Here is a 21,938-nt window from a genome sequence, read left to right as displayed (position 1 = left end):
GGATGCTGGTCTGATGGCCGATTACGAGGCCGAGCCTTACCCCAAGCTCGGCATGCACATCGATGGAGAGTGGATCGGCGCCGAGGGTCGCCGCATCCATCAAGTGGTCGATCCTGCCACTGGCGCGGTACTCGGCGATCTGCCGCTGGCGGATGCCGCCGATCTCGATCGCGCCCTGGACGCGGCGAAGCGCGCCTATCCGTTGTGGCGCGCGACGACCCCGCTGGAACGCGGCGCGGTGCTGCGCAAAGCAGCGCAATTGCTGCGCGACCGCGCCGATATGATCGCCCGCAACGCGACGCGCGAGGAAGGCAAGACCATCGCCGAGACCCGCATCGAGGTGATGGGGTCTGCAAACCTGTTCGATTTCTATGCCGAGGAAGCGCGCCGGGTGTACGGCCGCGTGCTGGTCCGCCCCGCCGGCCAGCGCAGCCTGGTGATGCACGAGCCGGTCGGCCCGGTCGCCGCGTTCGCGCCGTGGAATTTCCCGATCAACAATCCCGCGCGCAAGCTCGGCGCGCCGATTGCCGCGGGTTGCTCGGTGATCATGAAGCCCGCCGAGGAAGCGCCGGCCTCCGCCATCGCGGTGGTACAGGCGTTGCTCGACGCGGGCCTGCCGCGCGGCGTCTGTCAACTCGTCTTCGGCGTGCCCGATGAGGTGTCGCGCCATCTGCTGGCCTCGCCGATCATCCGCAAACTGAGCTTCACCGGATCGACCGTCGTCGGCAAGCATCTGCTCAAGCTTGCCGCCGAGACATGCAAGCGCACGACGATGGAGCTGGGCGGACACGCGCCGGTGATCATCTTCGATGATTGCGATCTGGAGAAGACGGTCGAGACGCTTGCTGCCGGCAAGATTCGCAATGCCGGACAGGTCTGCGTCTCGCCGACGCGCTTCTACGTGCAGGAGGCGATCCACGACCGCTTCGTCGAGGCATTTGCCGCACGGATCGGCAAGACCCAGGTGGGCAACGGCCTCGATGCGACATCCAACATGGGCCCGATGGCCAATCCGCGCCGCCCCGCCGCGATGGAGCAGTTTGTCGCCGACGCGATCGCCAAGGGCGCGCGCCTGCGCACCGGCGGCGAGGCGATCGAGGGCGACGGCTTCTTTTGGCGCCCGACTGTGTTGAGCGACGTGCCGGTCGAAGCGCGGATCATGAATGAGGAGCCGTTCGGCCCGGTCGTCGTGACCGCGCCGTTCAGGACGTTCGACGAGGTCGTCGAGCAGGCCAACCGGCTGCCTTACGGCCTTGCCGCCTTCGCCTTCACCGAGAATGCCCGTCGCGCCAACCTGATCGGCGATGCGATCGAGGCGGGCATGGTCGGTATCAACACGGTTTTGCTTGCCGCCCCGGATGCTCCGTTCGGCGGGGTCAAGGAAAGCGGCCATGGCTCGGAGGACGGCCCCGAGGGTCTCGCCGCCTGCCTCGTCACCAAGACAATCCATCAGCATTGAGGGTTTACGAATGACCGAACTGAAGACCGGCGGCGCCCAGGGGTATCTTCGCATCGCGACCGAAGAGGCTTTCGTCACGCAGGAGGCGCTCGACATGTATGGCGAGATCCTCGACGGCCCCGATCCCGATCCGGGTTTCAAGAGCCTGTGGGGCTTCTATCTGCGTTCGGAGGCTGAGCGCCCGAAATTCATCCGCGATGCCCTGTTGGGGCTCGGCGCCGGCCGCATCAAGGATATGGACGATCGCGGCATCGACAAAGCCGTGCTCGCGCTCACCTCGCCCGGTACGCAGATCCTCTCCAAGGATAAAGCGGTGGCGCTTGCGCGCAACTCCAACGACGAACTGCATCAGGCCTGCAAGGATCATCCCGATCGCCTCATCGGCATGGCCGCCTGCGCGCCGCAGGATCCGGAGGGTGCCGCCAAGGAAATCGAGCGTGCCGTCACCAAGCTCGGCATGAAGGCGGTGATCATCAACAGCCACACCCACGGCCATTATCTCGACGAGCCGCAATTCGCGCCCATCCTCGAGGCGGCCGAGGCGCTCGACGTGCCGATCTATATCCACCCGAACACGCTGCCGCGCGGGCAGGTCGAGCCGCTGATCGCCGCCGGCATCGACGGTGCGATCTTCGGCTTCGGGGTCGAGACCGGGATGCATGCGCTGCGCGTGATCGTGTCGGGTACGCTCGACAAATTCCCCAAGCTGCAGGTGATTATCGGCCATATGGGCGAGGCCTTGCCCTTCTGGATGTACCGCCTCGATTTCATGCACCAGGCCGGGGTGCGGGCAGGGCGCTACGCCTCGTCGGGGCCGCTCAAGAAGGAGTTCGTCTCGAACTACCTCAAGGAGAATTTCATCATCACCAATTCGGGCGTGGCGTGGGAGCCGGCGATCAAGTTTACCCAGGACGTGATCGGCAAGGACCGGGTGATGTATGCGATGGACTATCCGTATCAGTGCCCGGCCTATGAGGTGGAGGCGCTCGACAACATGGACATGAGCCTGGACGACAAGAAGGCCTTCTTCCAGACCAACGCCGAGCGCGTGTTCAAGCTGTGAGCGCGCAGATCCTCCCGGAACGGGGAGGGGGACCATTTCGAAGAAATGGTGGAGGGGGGCCGCCACGAGCGAGTCCCTTGCCGTGGGCCCCCTCCACCACCGGCTGCGCCGGCGGTCCCCCTCCCCGTGCCGGGGAGGATTTTAATGGAATACGACTACATCATCGTCGGCGCAGGTTCCGCAGGCTGCGTGCTCGCCAACCGTCTCTCCGCCGACCCCGCCAACAAGGTCCTGCTGATCGAGGCCGGCGGCCACCACCGCCACTTCCTCCTCACCATGCCGCTCGGCTTCATGCGCGCTCTGTTCCAGTCGCGCTTCACCTGGGGCTTCTGGTCCGAGCCCGAGCCGCATCTCAACGGCCGCAAGCTCCCGCTGCCGCGCGGGCGGGTGCTGGGCGGATCGTCGTCGATCAACGGCATGTTCTACATGCGCGGCCACAGCCTCGATTTCGATACGTGGCGGCAGATGGGCTGCGACGGCTGGAGTTATGCCGACGTCCTGCCTTACTTCAGGCGGATGGAGACGAGCTGGCGCGGTGCCAACGCCTTCCACGGCGACAAGGGGCCGCTCCATGTCGTGCCGGTCGATACGCGCCACCGCATGCACGAAATGCTGATGGAGACCGGGCGCAATGCGGGCTGGCCCGTCACCGACGATATCAACGGCGCGCAGGAGGAAGGCTTTTCGCGCGGCGAGCTGACCATCGATCCCAAGGGCCGCCGCGCCAGTACCGCGCGCGCTTACCTTCAGCCCGCTATGGCGCGGCCTAACCTTACCGTTCTGACCGAGGCTTTGACGCGGCGCGTGGTGCTGGAGGGCAAGCGCGCGGTCGGCGTGGAATATGAGCATGAGGGACAGGTCGTTACCGCGCGTGCGGTGCGCGAGGTGATCCTGTCGGGGGGCTCGTACAATTCGCCGCAATTGCTGATGCTGTCGGGCATCGGCCCGGCCGACGAACTGACGAAGCACGCTATTCCCGTACTGCACGATCTCCCAGGTGTCGGCCGCAACCTCTCCGAACATCCGCGCGTACCGGTCCACTTCACGCTCAAGAAGCCGGTCAGCTTTTTGAACCAGCTCCGCGCCGACAAGGTCGCTTTCTCGGTCGCGCAATGGTGGCTGACGGGGAAGGGCACTTTCTCGAACCAGGTCAACAGCGCCAACCCGATCCTCAAGACCCGGCCCGATCTGGCGCAGCCCGACATCCAGCTGTGGTGCAACCCGATCCGGATGGATGCGCAGATCTGGTTCCCCGGTTACCGCAAGCGGCAGGAGGACCAGATCACCGCCGACGTGATCCTGCTCCACCCGCAGAGCCGCGGCTGGCTCGGCCTCAAATCGGCCGACCCCAAGGATTATCCCGCGATCACGCTCAACAATTTCGCCGAAGCCGCTGATTTTCGTACCGCGCGTGACGGTATCCGCATCGCGCGCGACATCTATGCGACCGCGCCGCAGGCTGAGATAACGGGTAGCGAATTGCTCCCCGGCATCGACAAGCAGAGCGACGACGAGCTCGATGCGCATATCCGACAGTGGGCCGGCGTTACACAGCATCCGGTCGGCACCTGCACGATGGGTACAGGCAGCATGAGCGTGGTCGATCCGCAGCTGCGGGTGCACGGGATCGAGGGGCTGCGCGTGGTCGACGCGTCGATCATGCCGACCGTGCCGGGCGGCAACACCAATGCGCCGACCATCATGGTGGCGGAGAAAGCGGCGGACATGATCCTGGGCAGGGCGCCGCTGCCGCCCGAGGATCCGCGGGGATGAGCGGAAGGAAGAGGATAGCCAAATGACCAAGGATGACGTCCGCGACTATATCGCCTCGTTCAACCGGCTCGATTTCGACGGCTTCGGCAAATATTATGCCGATGACGTTAAGCTCTCTTTGAGCGGGAAGCGCACGCTCACCAGCCGTCAGCAGATCCTCGATTTCTATGCGGGCGTGGCCAAGGTCTGCCGCGAGAAACTCGATATCACCCATCTCGTCGTCGATGACGAGGGCGTGGCGATCGAGGTGAAGACCGAGTTCAAGGCGCTGGTCGACGATCCCGATTTCATCGCCGGCCCGCTCGTTCCGGGCGAATCCATTTTCATCACCAGCCGCATCTTCTACGCGTTGCGGGACGGCAAGTTCGCGGCGATCGACGCGATGCGCGTCGGCGGCGTGGCGACCGGACCTTCCACTTTCTAAGCCTCACGAGGACATCATGAACGCACCCTTCGCCGCCACCGCGCTCGAACAGCTCCGCGCCGAATATGCTTCTGCGCCGACCGATCTCTTCATCGACGGCAAGTTCGTCCCCGCTGCATCGGGGAAGTCGTTCGAGGTCGAAGATCCAGCCACAGGTCAGGTCTTCGCCCACGCTGCCGCCGGCGACGCGGCCGACATCGACGCTGCGGTCAAGGCCGCGCGCCGCGCGCTCGAAGGCGCATGGGCCAAGACCAACCCCGCCCAGCGTGCGCGCCTGCTCACCAGGCTGGCCGATCTGATCGAGCGCGATGGCGAGCGGATCGCGCTCACCGAGAGCCTCGACAACGGCATGCCCTTCATGATGGCGAAGTTTGCCGGCGTGTTCGGCGCGTCCGAACAGCTCCGCTACAATGCCGGCTGGGCAACCAAGATCGCGGGCGAGACGATCGAGCCGTCATCGCCGGGCGAGTGGCATTGTTTCACCCTGCGCGAGCCGGTCGGCGTGGTCGGCGCGATCGTGCCGTGGAACTTCCCGTTCGTGATGGCGGTGGCCAAGATCGCCCCAGCACTTGCCGCCGGCTGCACCGTCGTCCTCAAGCCCGCCGAGCAGACCCCGCTCAGCGCCGCTTATCTCGGCAAGCTGATTGCGGAAGCCGGTTTCCCCGAGGGCGTCGTCAACATCGTCACCGGCATGGGTGAGACTGCGGGTGCCGCGATCGTCGATCATATGGGAGTCGACAAGGTCAGCTTCACCGGTTCGACCTCGGTCGGCAAGTTGATCGTCAAGAATTCGACCGGCAATCTGAAGCGCGTCAGCCTCGAACTCGGCGGCAAATCGCCGGTGATGATCTTCGCCGATGCCGATCTCGCCAAGGCGATCCCGGCGGCCGCGATGGGCATCTTCGGCAATGCGGGCCAGGTCTGCGCTGCGGGTTCGCGCCTGTTCGTCCACGAGAAGGTCTATGATCAAGTCGTGGAGGGCGTGCAGGGCATGGCCAAGGCACTCAAGGTGGGCCCGGGTCTGTCGCCCGACACGCAGATGGGCCCGCTGGTCAGCGCCGAGCAGCTCACCCGCGTGCTCGGCTATGTCGAGAGCGGGGCGGGCGAGGGCGCGACCGTCAGCGTGGGTGGCAGCCGCATCGAGGGCGAGGGCTATTTCGTCCAGCCGACCGTGCTGACCGGCACCGCCGCTGGCATGAAGGTGGTCGAGGAAGAGATTTTCGGCCCCGTGCTCAGCGTGATGAAGTTCGGCGACGAGGAGATCGACGTGATCGCCGCGCGCGCCAACGCCACCGAATATGGCCTGTCCTCGCGCATCTGGACCCGCGACATCTCGACCGCGCTCAAGCTGGCCAAGCGACTGAAGGCGGGCGGCGTGATGATCAACGGAGGTGCCGGTGTCGATCCGGCGATGCCATTGGGTGGCTACAAGCAGAGCGGCTGGGGCCGCGAGAACGGCAAGGCCGGGGTCGAGGCCTACACCGAGATCAAGAGCGTGACGGTAGCGCTGTAATTTTTGGACCCTCCCCTGCATTTGCAGGGGAGGGGGACCAGCCGGAGGCTGGTGGAGGGGCCGCCGTCGAAGACGGCGGTCTGCGGCCGCCGCCCCTCCACCATTTCTGCGAAATGGTCCCCCTCCCCGAGAAATCTCGGGGAGGAACTTTAGGGGGACAATTTGAACGACGCCGTGCATCCTCTGCTCCGCTCAGCCTATCGCTGGCGGCTGCTGCTCCTCCTCATGCTCACCAACACGCTGAGCTTCGTCGACCGTGCGATCATGTCGGTGGTGGTCGAGCCGATGCGGCACGATCTCGGTTTGAGCGATGCGCAGATCGGCATTCTGCAGGGGCTCGCCTTTGCCTTCATCTATGCGCTGATCGGCATTCCGATCGGCCGGCTGGCGGAGCGGCGCAACCGGCCGTGGATCATCGGCGTCGCGATCATCGTGTTCTCGGCCGCGACCGGCCTGTGCGGCTTCGCGTCGAGCTTCCTCCAGCTTTTCCTGCTGCGGATGATGGTCGGCGTGGGCGAGGGCGGCTTCATGGCGCCGGCGACCAGCCTGGTCGCCGATCACTTCCCGCCCGCCCGCCGTGCCTCGGCGCTGGCGGTGATCCTGTGCGGCATGCCGTGCGGCTTCCTGATCGGCTCGATCGTCGGCGGGCAGGTCGTCCAGCATCATGGCTGGCGGATGGGCTTCATGGTCATGTCGGTGCCGGGCTTGATTGTCGCGGCGCTCCTGCTTTTCGGCCTGAAAGAACCGCCGCGCGGGTTGGCCGAGGGCGGACATACCCGCCCGGCGGTCGCGACACCGCCGTTCGGTGCAGTGTTGCGCCATCTCTTCGCACAACCGGCCTTCCGCCAGATGCTGATCGGCGCGGTGCTGTGCACCTGCGGTTCGAATGCGATCGGCCAGTTCCAGGTGTCCTTCTTCGCGCGCGTCCATCACCTGCCGATCGCGATGGCGGCGATGACATCGGGGTTGATCAGCTTCTTCAGTCTCGCGCCCGGCATGCTGATCGGTGGCAATGTCGTCGACCGCATCCAGCGTCTCGACGAGCGCTGGTATCTGTGGACGCCAGCAATCGGTGCTGCGGTCGGATCGGGCTTCTTCGTGCTCGGTTTCTATCAGGTGAGCCTCGCCATCGGTGTGCCGTTGATCATCGTCGGCGGCATTCTGCTCTTCCTCCATTACGCGCCCTGCTATGCGCTGGTGCAGCTGATCGCGGGCGTGCGCCAGCGCGCGTCTGCGGTGGCGATCTATGGCGTGTTTCTCGGGCTGTTGGGTTCGGGGCTGGGGCCGACGATTACCGGGATCGTCAGCACCTTCGTCGCACGGCGGCAGTTCGCGCTTGGCAATCTGGCCGCGCTCTGCCCAGGCGGACGGGCATTGCAGCCGGGCGGGGCGATCGATCACGCCTGCCAGGCGGCTTCGGCCTCGGGCATGCGCGCGGCGATGATCACGGGCGCGGTGCTGATGCTATGGGGCGCGCTCCATTTCCTGCTCGGCGCGCGGACGATTTCGCGGGCGCTGGCGGCGGGGCGCGCGTAAAGTTCCTCCCCGGAACGGGGAGGAATTATAGGTCACAAAACCTTGAAATAATGGATCCGGTTCGCGCCGGGAATCTTCTCCGCCACGCCGACGAAGACGTACTTCCCCATCCATTCGTACTTGCCTTCGGGCGCGTCGAACTTGGGGCTGACGCGCATATAATAATCGTCCGGCCCGACATCCTCGTTGCGGCCCATCTTTTCGCCGATCTCGGGTGTCTTGGGCCAGCGATAGCCGCGGCTCTGGAGGTAGATGACCGATCCGTCGTCCATTTCGAAGAAGTAACGCGCGTCGAAATCGATCACGCCGTTGGGGCGCAGCAAGGGAAAGTCACCGCCCGACATCGGCACGACCTTGCCCTTCACGTCCGGTCCCTCGACCCAGCCATCCGCTGCCCACACGCCCCAGCGCTCGGCGCCCATGCTGGTGGGGCGGACGATCTTGGGCTTCGACAGGGTGATGCCGACGGTGAAGGCGAATTCGAATTTGGGGGCGAAGGGGTGCGGGGTGTCGGTCATGGGGCTTCCTTGTTGAGAATTTGCTTAAACTGAGGGGGCAGGGCGAAACTCGGGCTCGCCCGCGCGCGCGACGCGGATGTGGTAGATCCGCCCCTCGCGCAGCCGGTAATAGACGAACACCCGCACCGCGATGCTCTCGCCCTTCTTCAGCGGGCGAACCTGGAAATCGGGCGCATCCTCGTGCGCGACGAACGTGCTGATGACGTCGGCGGCGATGCCCTGATCGTCCATCACCAGATGGTTGACCGTCAGTCCCTCGCGCACGCGCAGGAACATCGTCTTGTAGAAATCGACGATCGCCTGCCGGCCCTCCATCCGCGGTGTGCTCGGCAGTTCGAGCACGACGTCGTCGGTATAATATTGGCCGAAGCGATCGCCGTCGCCCGCGCTGAATGCGGTGGTGTAGGCGAGGAACGAGGCGCGCTGGCCGGGATGACCGCCGAGGCGCGGCGCTTTGGTGACCTCATAATCGGTCGGCCACGTCATCGATTTCAGCTCGACCACGCGGCCGTTGCGGATGCGGTAGAGGACGAAGAACTTGACCGTGACAAGGTCGCCGGGACGGAGCTTGGCGAAGGGAAAATCATCGCGTGGCTTGGTGGCGACGAAATCCATATCGACTTCAGCGAACAGCCGGTCGTCCTTTTCAAGAACCGTGATCGGCCGGATGATCTCGCGTACACCGTCATGCGCCCACCGCAGGAAACCGAGCAGCGCGTCGCGGCCCTCATATTTGCGGGTCGTGCCGATGAAGACGACGTCCGGATCGAACCAGCGCTCGACCAGCTCGGCATCCTCGCCGGTGTTGAAGTCGCGAATATACGCGTCGTAGTCGAAGCCGATCATGGCGTGATCTCCGGCACCAGCAGATGTGCGTCATAGCGGCCGCCTGTGCGCAGGATATGCGTGCCGGCGTTCCGCAATTCCTCATGCCGCGCGAAGGCGAGGCCCCATTTGTTGTCCTGATAGACGTCCTGCCCCTGGACGATGACGCGCAGCCCTTCGCCGGCGGCGAAGCTGACCGATGTCGGCCAGATCTCGATCTCGACCGGCACCGGCGTGCCCGGTTCGAGCCAATCCTCGCGCACATGGGTGTGCACCGGCTGTTGCGGGGTCGATTTCGCCGCGTCGAGCGCACGGTGCGAGGCACGCAGCCAGCCGAGCGCGAGCGGGCCGTCGTCGAACATGGCGTAGAAGGTGAAGGGGACTTCCTTGCCGTCTCGGTCGAGCTTCTGGAGCGCGACGAACAGATCCATGTCGGTCGCGCCGTCGGCCTCGATCCACAGCTTGAGCTTGCTATGGCCGGTAATTTCGGTGGCGTCGTCGAAACGGATATCGAATGTCGCGCGGCCGTCCTTGGCGAGCGGATCGTAGCGAACCTCGGCCGCTGTTTCCGGCCTGTGGGTCTTCATGGTGCCGTCAGCGGCGTCCAGCCAGAGCGTGCGATATACGGCGCGTGATAGCGGCCATTCCGTCTCGGCACGGATTGGCCCTTCGTTCACCTCGGTCCGGACCTGGATGCGGACCTTCGGCCAATCGAGCACCCGATCATCCGTGCCCTTGAGGAAATGGTCGAAGAATTGGCGCTGCAACGCGCGATTTTCGGGCCGGTAATAATGCTGCCACTTCTTCTGTCCGTGGACGAGCAACCACTTCTGCGCCGATGACGCGCCCTTATAGGCTTCCAAGGTGCCGCGCGTGTGCAGGCCGTGGTCGCTCCAACTCGCCACCGCGAACAAGGGCTGGGTGATGCCGGCGAAATCGGTCTCCTTGCTTTCCCAATAAGCGTCGTGGAGCGGATGGGCGCGGGCGTTGGCGGCGCTGTCCTCGGTCCGGTTGAGCGACCAGCTCAGATTCTTGGCAGCGCGCTCGATGAAGTTCGTCTCGCGGATGCCGCCATGGTAGGCGAATTCGCGATACCAGTCCGAAAAGCCCTCCCATGGATTGAGCGCGGCGAGATGTGGCGGGTGCATCGGCGCGACCAGCCACTGGATCGCGGCGAGGTAGGAGACGCCGGTCATGCCGACCTTGCCGTTGGACCAGGGCTGTACCCCCAGCCACTCGATCAGATCGTAGCAATCCTCCCCTTCGCCCACGCCGTTGTGGCGCAGTTCGCCCTCGGACAGCCAGCTGCCGCGCGGATCGGGATAGCAGACTGCATAGCCGAGCGGGCACCAGAAGGCCGGATCGGGCGCCTCGAACCCGGTATGGCGCGAATTCCAGCCATCCTCAATTCCTGCCGGTGCCCACAGGTTCGCGGACTTGCCATGCTTGCCGTAAGGGCTCCAGGCGAGCAGCACGCCGAGATCCTGCTCGCCGAGCGCGCCGGCGGGGCGGAAGATGTCGACATAGATCGTGATGCCGTCCCGCATCGTGACCGGCACATTGCGATCGAGAACAAGCCCATCTTCCTCGATCCGGGCGTAATCTTTGGTGGGTAAAGGTGGCTTGGTCGGGCAAGCGAAGGGATCGGTGCCCTCCTGCATGATCAGCGTGAATCCTGCGTCCGCCATTCCGCTCTCCTTCCGCTTTTCGCGCGGTTGGGTGGGTTGATACGATGATGAATCAACAATGCAACCGATTCCCCGGTCGAGGGTGACGCGATCCCATTACTGCCCTATCTCTCAGGAATGCCCCGTCGCGCCGCTCCAGGCCTCCCCACTCGCCAGCAGATTCTCGATTTCATCGCGAACAGCGATACGCCCGCGGGCAAACGCGAGATTTCACGCGCGTTCGGTCTGCACGGTGCGGACAAGATCGCACTCAAGGCCCTGCTCAAGGACATGGCCGACGAGGGTCTGATCGACAGCGCTCCCGGACGCGCCTTCCACAAGATGGGGGGGGTGCCCAAGGTGACCGTGCTGCGCATCGTCGATGTGTCGGATGGCGGCCAGACATTCGCGGTGCCCGAAAGCTGGCATGCCGATACGCCGCCGCCGCGACTGCGCGTCGTCGAGCGCGGCAAGCGTAGCGCGCTGACGATCGGCGATCGCTTCCTCGCACGCACCGAAGAGGCGGGCACGGGCCATGTCGCGCATCCGATGAAGAAACTGGCGCGCGGGGAGGAGCTGATTCTCGGCGTGCTCCACAAGGAGGGCGATCGCCTCTGGCTGAAGCCGGTCGACAAGCGCGAGCGGCGTGAATTGATGGTTTCCGACGCGGGCGATGCCGAAGTGGGCGATCTGGTGCTGTGCGAGAAGGCCGGACGCCCGCCGCGCATCACCGCGCGCGTGACCGAGCGGCTGGGCGAACCCTTCGCCCCGCGCAGCTTCAGCCTGATCGCGATCCACAAATTCGGCATTCCCGATCGCTTCTCCGAAGAGACGATCGCCGAGGCCGAGCGGGTGGCGAAACAGCCCTTGGGCGAGGGACGCGAGGATCTGCGCGATCTGCCGATCGTCGCGATCGATCCGGTCGACGCGCGCGATCATGACGATGCGGTGTGGGCGACGCCCGACGACGATCCGTCGAATCCCGGCGGTTTCAAGGCGATCGTCGCGATCGCCGATGTGTGTTTCTACGTCCGCCCGACGTCCGACGTCGATCGTGACGCGCGCCGACGCGGCAACAGCGTCTATTTCCCCGATCGGGTCGTACCGATGCTGCCCGAGACATTGTCGGCCGATATCTGCTCGCTCAAGGCGGGCGCGGATCGCGCCGCCATGGCATGCCATATGGTCATTGCCGCCGATGGCACGCTCAAGAGCTGGCGGTTCAGCCGGGCCGTGGTCAGGCTTGCCGCCAATATCGCCTATGAAGATGCCCAGGCGCTCATCGATGGTCAGCCGCCGGCCAACGAGGTTCCGCCCGAACTGCTCGAGACCGCGCTCAAACCGCTGTGGGCCTGCTGGGCGGCGCTGGTGAAAGCGCGCGACAAACGCTCCCCGCTCGATCTCGATCTGCCCGAACGCCGTGTCGTGCTCGACGAGAAAGGCCGAATCCTTTCGGTCGCGGCGCGCGAGCGGCTCGACGCGCATCGGCTGATCGAAGATTATATGATCGCCGCCAACGTTGCCGCGGCCAAGGCGCTCGAGGCGAAGAAGGCCCCGGTGATGTATCGGGTGCATGAACCGCCGAGCCGCGAGAAGCTGGTCGCGCTGAAGGACTATCTCAAGACCTTCGATATCGAATTCGCACTCGGTCAGGTCGTTCGTCCGGGCACCTTCAACCATCTGCTCGAACGCGTCGGCGAGTCCGATGCACGCCCGCAGGTGATGGAGCAGATCCTGCGCACGCAGACGCAGGCTTATTATGCCCCGGTCAATCAGGGCCATTTCGGCCTCGCGCTGGGCTCCTACGCGCATTTCACCAGCCCGATCCGGCGTTATGCCGATTTGCTCGTCCACCGTGCGCTGGTCGGGGCCTATCATCTCGATCCGGCTGCCCAAACGACGTCGCTTTCGAACAACGATGCGGCCGATCTGAGCGGGGTCGGCGAGGCGATCTCCAAGGCCGAACGCCGCGCGATGGAGGCCGAGCGGGAGACGATCGACCGCTATGTCGCTGCCTATCTTTCCGGCCATGTGGGCGAGCTCGTCGATACGCGCATCACCGGCGTGAAGGCGTTCGGCTTCTTCGCTACGGTGGTCGGGCTGGGCGGGGACGGGCTGGTGCCGGTCTCCACGTTGGGCACCGAATATTTCCGCTATGACGAAGCGGCGCAGGTGCTGGAGGGCGAGGAAACCGGGACGCGCTTTACGCCGGGCATGTTGCTCAAGCTCCGACTGGCCGAGGCCGATCCGATCGGCGGCGCGCTACGGTTCGAGCTGCCCAACGCCGAAGGCCATGCGACAAGACGTAATAGTCAACCGGCTGGGACTCGGGATCGCCGTGTCCCCGGGAAGCGCGGGCGCCCTGCCAATATCCGTCACCGCGGGCGCCGCTGATCGCGCGCCCACCGGTCAAGGGGTGGGCGCATCGATCGCCGTGATCAGCTTGATCACGGCTTCGCGGCTGATCAGGCCGATACCCCGTGTCAATCCGGCGCATACGCCGATCGAGCGCGTGCTCTGCTCGACCTCGACATGGATCGGACGCGGATTGGCGCCGGCGCCGTCACTCAGGCTGGCATCGATCGAGACACGGGTAATGCAGGTTCCGCTCAGATCGCCGCTGGTGACGCATCGGCTCAGCGTACCGGCATGCTTCACCGCAACGCTGATCGCCGTCGCCGGGCTGCCATTATCGATGCGACCGTCCGGATCATGCGCGGCTAGCATGTCGCGGATCAGCGCGCCGATCGGATTTTGAACCTTCCACGCGCTGCACGCGATGCCGACGCGCATGACTTCATGATCGAGGTCGGGTGCGAGCTGAAGCGCAATCTGCTTCGTGCCCTTTGCGGGCGTGCGGCTCGGCGTCAGGCCTTGTTCCCCGCCGTCCTTGAGCACGGTCGCATCATCGATCGGGTAGGCGACGATGCGTGCAGCGGAAACCGGCGCCGCGATGACGAGCGCCGCAACGGCCCAGAGGAGGGAAGCCCTCATCCCTTCTTCGCCGTCTTGCTCTTGCGCCCGCTCAGCACCTCGCAGACATGCTTGGCGAATTCCTCTGCCAGCTTTTCGCGTACGCCTGATCCGCGCATCGCCATGCCGAGCAGGCCGGCGCGCGCGTTGAGCACGTCGACATAGAACTCGCCGAGCTTCTCGCCGCTGGCGGCATCTTCGACCGATATCAGTCCGGCGAGCTGGTCGGTGCTCCCCAGCAGGAGCGCCATTCCGGCGTCGAGCGTGCGCAAAGTATCGACCTGGACCGTCAGCTTGAGCGCGCGGCCATCCTTGAGGCCCCAATCGGTGGTTGCATCCTCGATGACGAGCGGCAGCATACGGGCGAATGGCAGCGTTGCATACTCATCCGCTTTGGGGCGCGGGAGATCCGGCTTATCGGCCGGCGGCAGCTTGGCCGCGGTCCGCTTTTCAGCGGCCTTCTGCTCGAGCGCGTCGAAATTCTTGCGTGCGCTGTCGCTGACCGTAACCTCGACTTTCGTAACATGATCGGCGCCGGCGACGGTCTCCGGCAAGGGCTGGATGACCTTTACCGCGCGTGCGTTGGCGGTCGCGGCAGCCAAAATCATCAACGCGAATAGTGCGACACGCTTCATTGATATCCCCCGGTTTTTGACGATTGCTCGCCTCCCGGAGGGGCTGCTAAAGGACTGTCCGAAAGCCGTCCAGACAGGAAAAACTCCGAACTGGCTCACGTCGGACCGGGAGGAACGGCGTTACCGCAACTCCTCTAGGATCGACTTTTCGGTCAGGATCACCTCGGTCGAGCACGACCCCGCATCGGGCCCGGTATTGCTCGCCCGCGCCGCCGCCAACTCGGCTCGCGCTGCCGCCAGATCTTTCTGATACGCCGCAGACGCGTGCACGAACTGCATCGTCACGCTCGCGCTGAGCCGTCCGGCCTCGATCGCGCTCATATTGTGCGCGCCGCAGATGATGCGGCTTTCGCCATAAGCACGCGCGCGCGTCAGGATCGGGGTGGCGCGGTTGGGGATCAGGTCCGACAGGATCAGGCCGAAGGTCCATCCGCGCGTGGCGTGGCCCGAGGGATAGTCGTAGCTCTTGGCGAGCGTGTCCTTATCGTCGCACACCGGGCCCTTATCGATCAGGAAGGGACGCTGGCGCTTCCAGTAATCCTTGGCGGTGTTGGTCGCACTCCCTGTGTCGGCGCTGGCGTTCGATAGCAGCCTGTAGGTGGCCGGTGTCGCGGTCGCCGATAGGGTCACGCCGGCCGCGCAGCTGAAATCCTTCATCATCGCGCCGATCGACGAAGGTACGTCGTCGATCGCCAGCTGCCAGCGCGCGCTGCCCTGTGCGGACCGGGTCGCCTTGAATACCTTGCGATCGGTCTCGTAGCGTATTTCGCCGGGCTGCGGTGCGGGCGGGATGACCTTGGTGATGTCGACCGTATTGGCGGGGAGATAACCGGGCGGTGTATCGGCCGCGATCGTGAGCGTTGCAGCGGCGACGATGGCGATGACGCTGATGGTGCGGATCATGAGAGCCCCTTGAGTCTTGCGGGCAGCATAGCGGGGTTGAGAGCGCGTGCCGTCATAAAATGCTGTCCGGCCAAAGCAGGGAAGCGGCTTTGCATGGGAAGGATATTACAGGCGTGGAAGCGTCACACCGCGCTGCGCCATATATTTGCCCGCGCGGTCGGCATAGCTCACCTCGCACGGCTCGTTGCCCTGGAGGAACAGGAACTGGCACGCGCCCTCATTGGCGTAGATCTTGGCAGGCAGTGGCGTGGTATTCGAGAATTCGAGCGTTACATGCCCCTCCCAGCCAGGCTCGAGCGGGGTGACGTTCACGATGATGCCGCAGCGGGCATAGGTCGATTTGCCGAGGCAGATCACCAGCACGTCGCGCGGGATGCGGAAATATTCGACCGTGCGGGCAAGCGCGAAGCTGTTGGGCGGGATGATGCAGCAATCGGTCTTGCGATCGACGAAGCTGTTGGCGGCGAAATCCTTGGGATCGACCGTCGCCGAATCAACATTGGTGAAGATCTTGAACTCGTCCGCCACGCGTGCGTCATAGCCGTAGGAGGAGAGGCCGTAGCTGATGCAGCCCTCGCGGCGCTGCGCCTCGACGAACGGCTCGATCATCGCGCTGGTCGTCGCCTGTTCGCGGATCCAGCGGTCGGACATCACTGACATCGATCTCGACACCCCTTTTACTTAGTCGGTCAGCTTTCGCTGGGTGGGCGGCAAAGGGCAAGTCTTGGCGGTGATCGAACGAGGCTATCAGCGTCAGCGATGGTATGGCCTTGAAGCTGATATCATATTGCGACACATTAGCGATAAGGAGATTGCATATGGGACGCGTGAAAATCGGCTTGGCTGAGAAAGCGGCATTGCTGGCATCGAACCTGGCAGTGCTGGCCGTGGTCGGCTTCGGGTCGTGTACGCTTTTGGCGCACGTTTGAGGGCCATTCGCTGGGTGACGATCGGGGGTGGATTAGCCGATCCCCAGATCGCCCGGTCCGAAGGCGTGCGGCAGCAACTCGGATAAAGTGTGCCGCCGCATCACGCTGCCATCGGCCGAAGCGCAGTAGATGACGAGGTCGCGGTCGCCCATCTGCGCGGCCTCGTTGAGTACCTGCCGGCAGCGCCCGCACGGATAGATCGGGCCCTGATCGATCAGCCCTGCCGGACCGATCGACCCGCCGACGATCCCGACCGCCACCACGTCGCGCAGCCGCCCCGCCGCATTGGCGGTCGCGAGCGCGACAGTCTCGGCGCAGAGCGACAGGCCATAGCTCGCATTCTCGAAATTGGTGCCGGGAATGATGCTGCCGTCGGTCAGCAGCAAAGCCGCGCCGACCCCGAACTTGGAATAGGGCGCGTGCGCGTTGCGCGCCGCCTCCAACGCGTGCTCGACCAGGACCCGGCCGGCGACATCCTCCAGCGCGACCTCAGCCACGGATGTGCAGCGCCGTGATCAGGGTGAACAGCCGCCGTGCTGTATCGAAATCCATCGCGACCTTTCCCTCCAGGCATTCGGTCAGCAATTCGGCCGCGCCGTTATGGATGCCGCGTCGTGCCATATCGATCGTCTCGATCTGCGCCGGCTGTGCCTGTTCGCCCAGCGCCTTGAAGTAACTGTCGAGGATCGCGAAATAATCCTTGATCGGCCGGCGGAAGCGATGGAGGCCGAGGACGATCGTTTCCAGCGGTTGCCCGTCCGCATCCGAGATATCGATCGCCAGCCGCCCTTCTTCGACGCGCAGCTTGACGCGATACGGTCCCCCGAAACCCTTCTTCGTCGGCCGTGCCGGCTCGAACCGGTTGCCCGCGAGCAGATCCTGGATCGCCACCTCGCGTTCGCGCGCCGCCTCCGGCGCACGCGGCGAAAGCGTTTCTCCATCCAGATCGATGGCGATGATGCGCGGATCGGCCATGCCCTGATCTATCGAAGGGGACACGTGATGGGAACCCTCCGGCGTCATGGCTTATCCACAGAACCATGCCCGCCTGAATTTTGCCGATGGGTTGAGCCCGCCCGCGCACAAGCGGATAAGCCGGGCATGGCCGAACCGATCCGAATGATTCCCCCATCCGCAGAGGGCGCCACCACTGCGCTCCCGCACAATATCGAGGCGGAAGCCGCGCTGCTGGGTGCGATGATGATCGACAACCGGCTGGTCGAGGACGTCCAGCTCAAGCTGCGCGCCGAGCATTTTTACGAGCCCGTCCATGGCCGCATCTATGATGCGATCCTGAGGCTCGCCGACAAGAATATGGTCGCCAACCCCGTGACGTTGCGTCCGATGTTCGATGGCGATGTCGAGCTCAAGGAACTGGGCGGCCCATCCTATCTCGCCCAGCTCACCGGATCGGGCGCGGCTTTGATCGGCGCCCGTGATTTCGCGGCGCAGGTATACGATCTGGCGCTGTTGCGCGCCCTCGTCGGCGTCGGGCGCGGCATGGTCGAGAAAGCGGTCGATACCTCCGAAAGCGTCGATCCGAAGGGGCAGATCGAGCAGGCCGAAATGGCGCTCTACGCGGTGGCGGAGGAGGGCGGCGAGCAAGGCGGCGTGAAGACCTTCGCGCAGGCGACCAAGCTCGCGATCGAACAGGCCGAACGCGCGCTCAATTCGGGCGGCCATGTCTCGGGCATCACCACCGGACTCGACAGCGTCAACGCCAAGATCGGCGGTCTTCACCCGTCCGATCTCATCATCCTCGCCGGGCGCCCGGGCATGGGAAAGTCCTCGCTCGCGATGAACATGGCGTACAATGCCGCCAAGCGGCTCGTGCGCGATCGCGAGGATGGGATCGAGGACGCCAAATCGGTCGGCTGCCCGGTGGCGATCTTCAACCTCGAAATGTCGTCCGATCAGCTCGCGACGCGTATCCTGGCCGAGGCATCGGGAATCAGCTCGGAAAATCTGCGCATGGGCAAGATCAGCCAGGCCGATTTCCGCAACCTGGCGCGCGCCGCGGCCGAGCTGGAGACGCTGCCGCTCTATATCGATGACACGCCCGCGCTCACCATCGCGGCGTTGCGCACCCGTGCGCGCCGGCTCAAGCGCCAGCGCGGGATCGGGATGGTCGTGGTCGATTATCTCCAGCTGCTGCAGGGTGGCGGGCGCGGCGGGGATCAGAACCGCGTGCAGGAAATCTCGGACATCAGCCGCGGTCTCAAGCAGCTCGCGAAGGAGCTGCATGTGCCGGTCATCGCGCTGTCGCAGCTCAGCCGCGCGGTCGAGCAGCGCGAAGACAAGCGTCCCCAGCTCTCAGATCTGCGCGAATCGGGATCGATCGAGCAGGACGCCGACATCGTCATGTTCATCTATCGCGACGAATATTATGTCGCGTCGCGCGAACCCAAGCGGCCGGGCGAGGGCGACGACGCGAAGACCTTCGAGGCGCACGATCAATGGATGCGCGATATGGAGCGTGCCTTCGGCATCTCCGAACTGATCATCGCCAAGCAGCGTCATGGCGCCACCGGCAAGGTGAAGCTGAAATTCGAAAGCCGGATCACGCGATTTAGCGATCTTGCGGACGATTACGTCGGGTAGGGGGCGGAGCCCTCGCCCACAATCGTCATCCCAGCGAAGGCTGGGATCTCAGGAGGATAAGAGCAAACCTCTACTCTCATGAGACCCCAGCCTGCGCTGGAGTGACGAACAGTGGTTGACGCCGACTGATACAGTCCCGGTACATAGATTGCTGCGCTGCAATCATGCGTTCAACACATCCCCGCTAACGCGCCGGCATGCGCTCACCATCCTCGCTGATCCTCAGCCTTCCGCTCTCCCTGATCCCCGCCGTGGCGCTTGCGCAGACGGCGGCCCCAGCAGGCCCGACCTCGTCACTCGCACCCGAGACTACCCCAGTCACGCCGAAACCGACGGTTGCTGCCGTGACGCCCGCTGCCGCCACGAAGCCGCCCGTCACGGCTGCCGGGCGCCAGCAGCAGATGGACGCGGAGGACGAGGCCCAGCAGGAGATCGTCGTGACCGGCCAGCGCCCGGTCGGCTCCGTCATCGGCGATATTCCGCCCGAGGTTACGCTCACCCCGGCCGATATCCGTGCTTATGGCGTCAACAATATCTCGGACCTGCTCGATCAGTTGACGGCGCAGACCGGCAGCGGCCGCGGCAGCGGCGCGCCGGTGGTGCTGCTCAACGGCCGCCGCATATCGAGCTTCGCCGAGATCCGCGATCTGCCGACCGAGGCGATATTGCGGACAGAGATCCTGCCCGAGGAGGTCAGCCTGAAATATGGCTATTCGGCCGATCAGCGCGTCGTGAACATCGTGCTGCGTCCGCGCTTTCGTGCGAAGGTGGGGCAGGGCGGCGGCACCATCGCCACGGCAGGTGGTGGGGCCAGCACCAATCCCGAGGCCAACCTGATCCGGATCGATCACGACAAGCGCCTCTCGATCAACCTGCGCTATCAATATAGCGCCGCGATCAAGGAGAGCGAACGCGATCTCACCCCGCTCACCACTTCGTTCCTGCCGACGGTCACCGATTTCGGCACCAACCCGGCCGCGGTGCCCGACGCGTCCGACGATCGCACGCTGCGCGCCTCGTCGCAGCAGTTCAGCACCAATGTGGTATACGCCCATCCCGTGTTCGCACGGGCGACGCTGACCCTCAACGGCAGCCTCAGCTATACCCACACCGATGCTCTCAATGGGCTGATCGGCGGAACGCTCGATGTGCCGGCCGCCGACCCGTTCGCGACCTCGACCAGGGATTCGTCGGTCTATCATTATCTTAGCGATGATCCGCTCCATCAGCGGGCCGCCACCCTGACCGGGCATTTCGGCGTCAGCCTCAATGGCGATCGCGGACATTGGCGCTGGTCGCTGACGGGCAATTACGATTACAATCAGGTCAGGACGCACACGCAGACCGGGCTCGACCTGACCGCGGCGCAAGTGCAGGTCGATGCGCTCAGCCCCACGCTCGATCCTTATGCCGCGCTGCCTTCGACGTTGGTGGGCGGGATGCTGACCAACCGCGCGACCAGCACGTCCAACACGGGCAACCTACAGGCGGTGGTCGGCGGTCCATTGCTCCATGGGCCGGCGGGTTCGATCGCGACCAACATCAAGGTCGGACTGGAGGAAACCGGTTTTGACGCCTCGTCGTTGCGGTATGGCAGTTCGATCGCGGCATCGGCACTCACCCAGTCGAGCAGCCTGTCGCGGCGCAATGGCAACGGGCAGATCAACCTCGACGTCCCGCTCGCCAGCCGGCGCGAGAATTTCCTGCCCTTCCTCGGCTCGCTCTCGGCCAATTTCAACGCGGCCGTGAGCAACCTCTCCGATTTTGGTACCCTGCATACGATCGGCTACGGCCTGTTCTGGCAGCCCGATGCCAAGGTCAACCTGATCGTGTCGCAGACGATCGCGCAGGACGCGCCGACCATTCAGCAACTGGGCAATCCGACGATCCTGACGCCGCAGGTGCGCGTGTTCGATTATCAGAAGGGCACCACCGTCGATGTCACGCAGATCGACGGCGGCAATCGTTCGCTCGCCGCCGACGAACGCCACACGCTCAAGATCGGGCTGACGCTCAAGCCGCTCGCCAAGAGCGACCTGACCATCATCGCCAACTACGTCCACACCAAGACCGAGAACCAGATCGCGTCCTTGCCCTCGCCGACCGCAAGTATCGAGGCGGCCTTCCCCAACCGCTTCGTGCGCGATGCTTCCGGCCAGCTCGTCAGCGTCGACGTGCGCGCGGTCAATTTCGACAACCAGACCGAAGATTCGATCCGCATGGGCTTCAACTTCTCGGTCCCCCTGAAGTCGATCCTGCAGCGCAAGTTCGAGCAATATATCGCCGATCGCCGCGCGGGTAAGAACGTGCCATTCCCGATCAAGCTGCCCCAGCTGACCGAGGCCCAGCGCAAGCGCTTCGAACAGATGCGCGAACGCGCCGGCCTCAACAACGGCAATGGCGGGCAGGGCAACCGCCAGGCCGGGAACAACCCGCCGCCACCGCCGCCGGACGCTGATGGCGCACCGCCGCCTCCGCCGCCCGGTGGGTTCGGCGGTGGTGCGGGCGGTCCTGGCGGCGGCGGGCCAGGCGGTGGGTTTGGCGGCCCTGGTGAGGGTGGCGGAGGCGGCGGCTTCGGTGGTCCCGGCGGGCCGGGTGGATTCCGGGGTGGCGGCGGCTTCGCGCGCAATAGTGCGGGCCGGCTGCAAATCGCGGTCTACGATCAGTGGACGCTCAAGGACACGGTCCAGATCCGTCCCGGCGTGCCGCTCATCGATCTGCTCCATGGCGGCTCGATCACCGGCAATGGCGGCACGCCCGAGCATAAGGTCGAGGTCCAGCTCGGTTATTCGAACAACGGCCTCGGCGTGCGCCTGTCGGGCAACTGGCAGAGCGGGACGACGGTGAAGGCGGGCCCCGGCAGCACGACCGGCGATCTCGATTTCTCGCCGCTCGCCACCGCGACCCTGCGCGTGTTCGCCGATTTCGGCCAGATCCCGATGTTCATCGGCAAGGGCTGGGCCCGCGGGCTGCGTGCCACGTTCACGCTCAGCAACATTACCAACGAGCGGCAGAAGGTGCGCGATGCGAATGGTGGCACGCCGCTGCGTTATCAGCCGGCCTATCTCGATCCGCTCGGGCGGACGGTGGGGATCACGATCCGGAAATTGTGGCTGTAA

18 protein-coding genes are annotated in these 21,938 nt (G+C 64.9%); 9 read left to right on the top strand and 9 right to left on the bottom strand.

Annotated elements, in window-relative coordinates; translation table 11 throughout:
- The first annotated feature begins 13 nt into the window (after positions 1-13).
- From AB4Z44_RS07385 to AB4Z44_RS07360, 6 genes are all read left to right on the top strand, one after another.
- A complete protein-coding gene (locus AB4Z44_RS07385) occupies positions 14-1,459 on the top strand; it encodes an NAD-dependent succinate-semialdehyde dehydrogenase (protein WP_404713408.1) in 1,446 nt (481 codons plus the stop codon).
- Between the two features lie 10 nt (positions 1,460-1,469).
- Positions 1,470-2,522 (top strand): amidohydrolase family protein, encoded by a 1,053-nt coding sequence (locus AB4Z44_RS07380; protein ID WP_404713407.1) that lies wholly within the window; start codon positions 1,470-1,472, stop codon positions 2,520-2,522.
- 144 nt (positions 2,523-2,666) lie between these two features.
- The gene (locus AB4Z44_RS07375; RefSeq protein ID WP_404713406.1) at positions 2,667-4,295 is read left to right on the top strand and encodes a GMC family oxidoreductase; all 1,629 of its coding nucleotides are present in this window, start codon (positions 2,667-2,669) and stop codon (positions 4,293-4,295) included.
- Positions 4,296-4,317: 22 nt separating this feature from the next.
- On the top strand, positions 4,318-4,719 hold the full coding sequence (locus AB4Z44_RS07370; protein ID WP_404713405.1) for a nuclear transport factor 2 family protein: 402 nt from the start codon (positions 4,318-4,320) through the stop codon (positions 4,717-4,719).
- A 16-nt stretch (positions 4,720-4,735) separates the two neighbouring features.
- Positions 4,736-6,232: an aldehyde dehydrogenase family protein gene (locus tag AB4Z44_RS07365; protein ID WP_404713404.1), complete on the top strand. Its 1,497-nt coding sequence runs from the start codon at positions 4,736-4,738 to the stop codon at positions 6,230-6,232.
- 162 nt (positions 6,233-6,394) lie between these two features.
- Positions 6,395-7,768: a spinster family MFS transporter gene (locus tag AB4Z44_RS07360; RefSeq protein ID WP_404713403.1), complete on the top strand. Its 1,374-nt coding sequence runs from the start codon at positions 6,395-6,397 to the stop codon at positions 7,766-7,768.
- A 32-nt stretch (positions 7,769-7,800) separates the two neighbouring features.
- Here AB4Z44_RS07360 and AB4Z44_RS07355 read toward each other — a convergent pair whose 3' ends face one another.
- From AB4Z44_RS07355 to AB4Z44_RS07345, 3 genes are read right to left on the bottom strand one after another with little or no spacing between them, the layout of a single operon-like run.
- Entirely contained in the window at positions 7,801-8,286 is a 486-nt protein-coding gene (locus tag AB4Z44_RS07355; RefSeq protein WP_404713402.1) for a DUF3237 family protein, read from the bottom strand.
- Between the two features lie 24 nt (positions 8,287-8,310).
- Complete coding sequence (locus AB4Z44_RS07350) at positions 8,311-9,132, bottom strand: nuclear transport factor 2 family protein (RefSeq protein WP_404713401.1); 822 nt, start codon at positions 9,130-9,132, stop codon at positions 8,311-8,313.
- A complete protein-coding gene (locus AB4Z44_RS07345; protein ID WP_404713400.1) occupies positions 9,129-10,799 on the bottom strand; it encodes a CocE/NonD family hydrolase in 1,671 nt (556 codons plus the stop codon). Before AB4Z44_RS07345 ends, AB4Z44_RS07350 begins: the two co-directional genes overlap by 4 nt.
- Positions 10,800-10,916: 117 nt before the next feature.
- Between AB4Z44_RS07345 and rnr the strand changes: the two genes are divergently transcribed.
- Entirely contained in the window at positions 10,917-13,172 is a 2,256-nt protein-coding gene (rnr, locus tag AB4Z44_RS07340; RefSeq protein WP_404713399.1) for a ribonuclease R, read from the top strand.
- 15 nt (positions 13,173-13,187) lie between these two features.
- Here rnr and AB4Z44_RS07335 read toward each other — a convergent pair whose 3' ends face one another.
- The 6 genes from AB4Z44_RS07335 to AB4Z44_RS07310 all read right to left on the bottom strand — a co-directional run bounded on the left by AB4Z44_RS07335 (position 13,188) and on the right by AB4Z44_RS07310 (position 17,193).
- Positions 13,188-13,772 carry a hypothetical protein gene (locus AB4Z44_RS07335; RefSeq protein WP_404713398.1) on the bottom strand — a complete coding sequence of 195 codons (585 nt, stop codon included), beginning with the start codon at positions 13,770-13,772 and terminating at the stop codon, positions 13,188-13,190.
- The gene (locus tag AB4Z44_RS07330) at positions 13,769-14,386 is read right to left on the bottom strand and encodes a hypothetical protein (protein WP_404713397.1); all 618 of its coding nucleotides are present in this window, start codon (positions 14,384-14,386) and stop codon (positions 13,769-13,771) included. Before AB4Z44_RS07330 ends, AB4Z44_RS07335 begins: the two co-directional genes overlap by 4 nt.
- A gap of 120 nt (positions 14,387-14,506) precedes the next feature.
- Positions 14,507-15,289: a phosphatase PAP2 family protein gene (locus AB4Z44_RS07325; RefSeq protein ID WP_404713396.1), complete on the bottom strand. Its 783-nt coding sequence runs from the start codon at positions 15,287-15,289 to the stop codon at positions 14,507-14,509.
- Between the two features lie 105 nt (positions 15,290-15,394).
- Positions 15,395-15,949: a dCTP deaminase gene (dcd, locus tag AB4Z44_RS07320; RefSeq protein WP_404713395.1), complete on the bottom strand. Its 555-nt coding sequence runs from the start codon at positions 15,947-15,949 to the stop codon at positions 15,395-15,397.
- Between the two features lie 301 nt (positions 15,950-16,250).
- The gene (locus tag AB4Z44_RS07315) at positions 16,251-16,715 is read right to left on the bottom strand and encodes a cytidine deaminase (protein ID WP_404713394.1); all 465 of its coding nucleotides are present in this window, start codon (positions 16,713-16,715) and stop codon (positions 16,251-16,253) included.
- Positions 16,708-17,193: a UPF0262 family protein gene (locus AB4Z44_RS07310; RefSeq protein ID WP_404714374.1), complete on the bottom strand. Its 486-nt coding sequence runs from the start codon at positions 17,191-17,193 to the stop codon at positions 16,708-16,710. Before AB4Z44_RS07310 ends, AB4Z44_RS07315 begins: the two co-directional genes overlap by 8 nt.
- 126 nt (positions 17,194-17,319) lie before the next feature.
- Between AB4Z44_RS07310 and AB4Z44_RS07305 the strand changes: the two genes are divergently transcribed.
- Together AB4Z44_RS07305 and AB4Z44_RS07300 are read left to right on the top strand one after the other, a co-directional pair.
- Positions 17,320-18,819, top strand: coding sequence for a replicative DNA helicase (locus tag AB4Z44_RS07305; protein ID WP_404713393.1), 1,500 nt, complete (start codon positions 17,320-17,322; stop codon positions 18,817-18,819).
- 197 nt (positions 18,820-19,016) lie between these two features.
- A complete protein-coding gene (locus AB4Z44_RS07300; protein WP_404713392.1) occupies positions 19,017-21,938 on the top strand; it encodes a TonB-dependent receptor in 2,922 nt (973 codons plus the stop codon).

This window comes from Sphingomonas sp. MMS24-J13, from assembly GCF_044905095.1.
In the GTDB taxonomy this organism is placed as follows: domain Bacteria; phylum Pseudomonadota; class Alphaproteobacteria; order Sphingomonadales; family Sphingomonadaceae; genus Sphingomonas_I.
The sequence above is the reverse complement of the archived record's forward strand: the minus strand, read 5'-3'. Positions and strand labels throughout refer to the sequence as shown.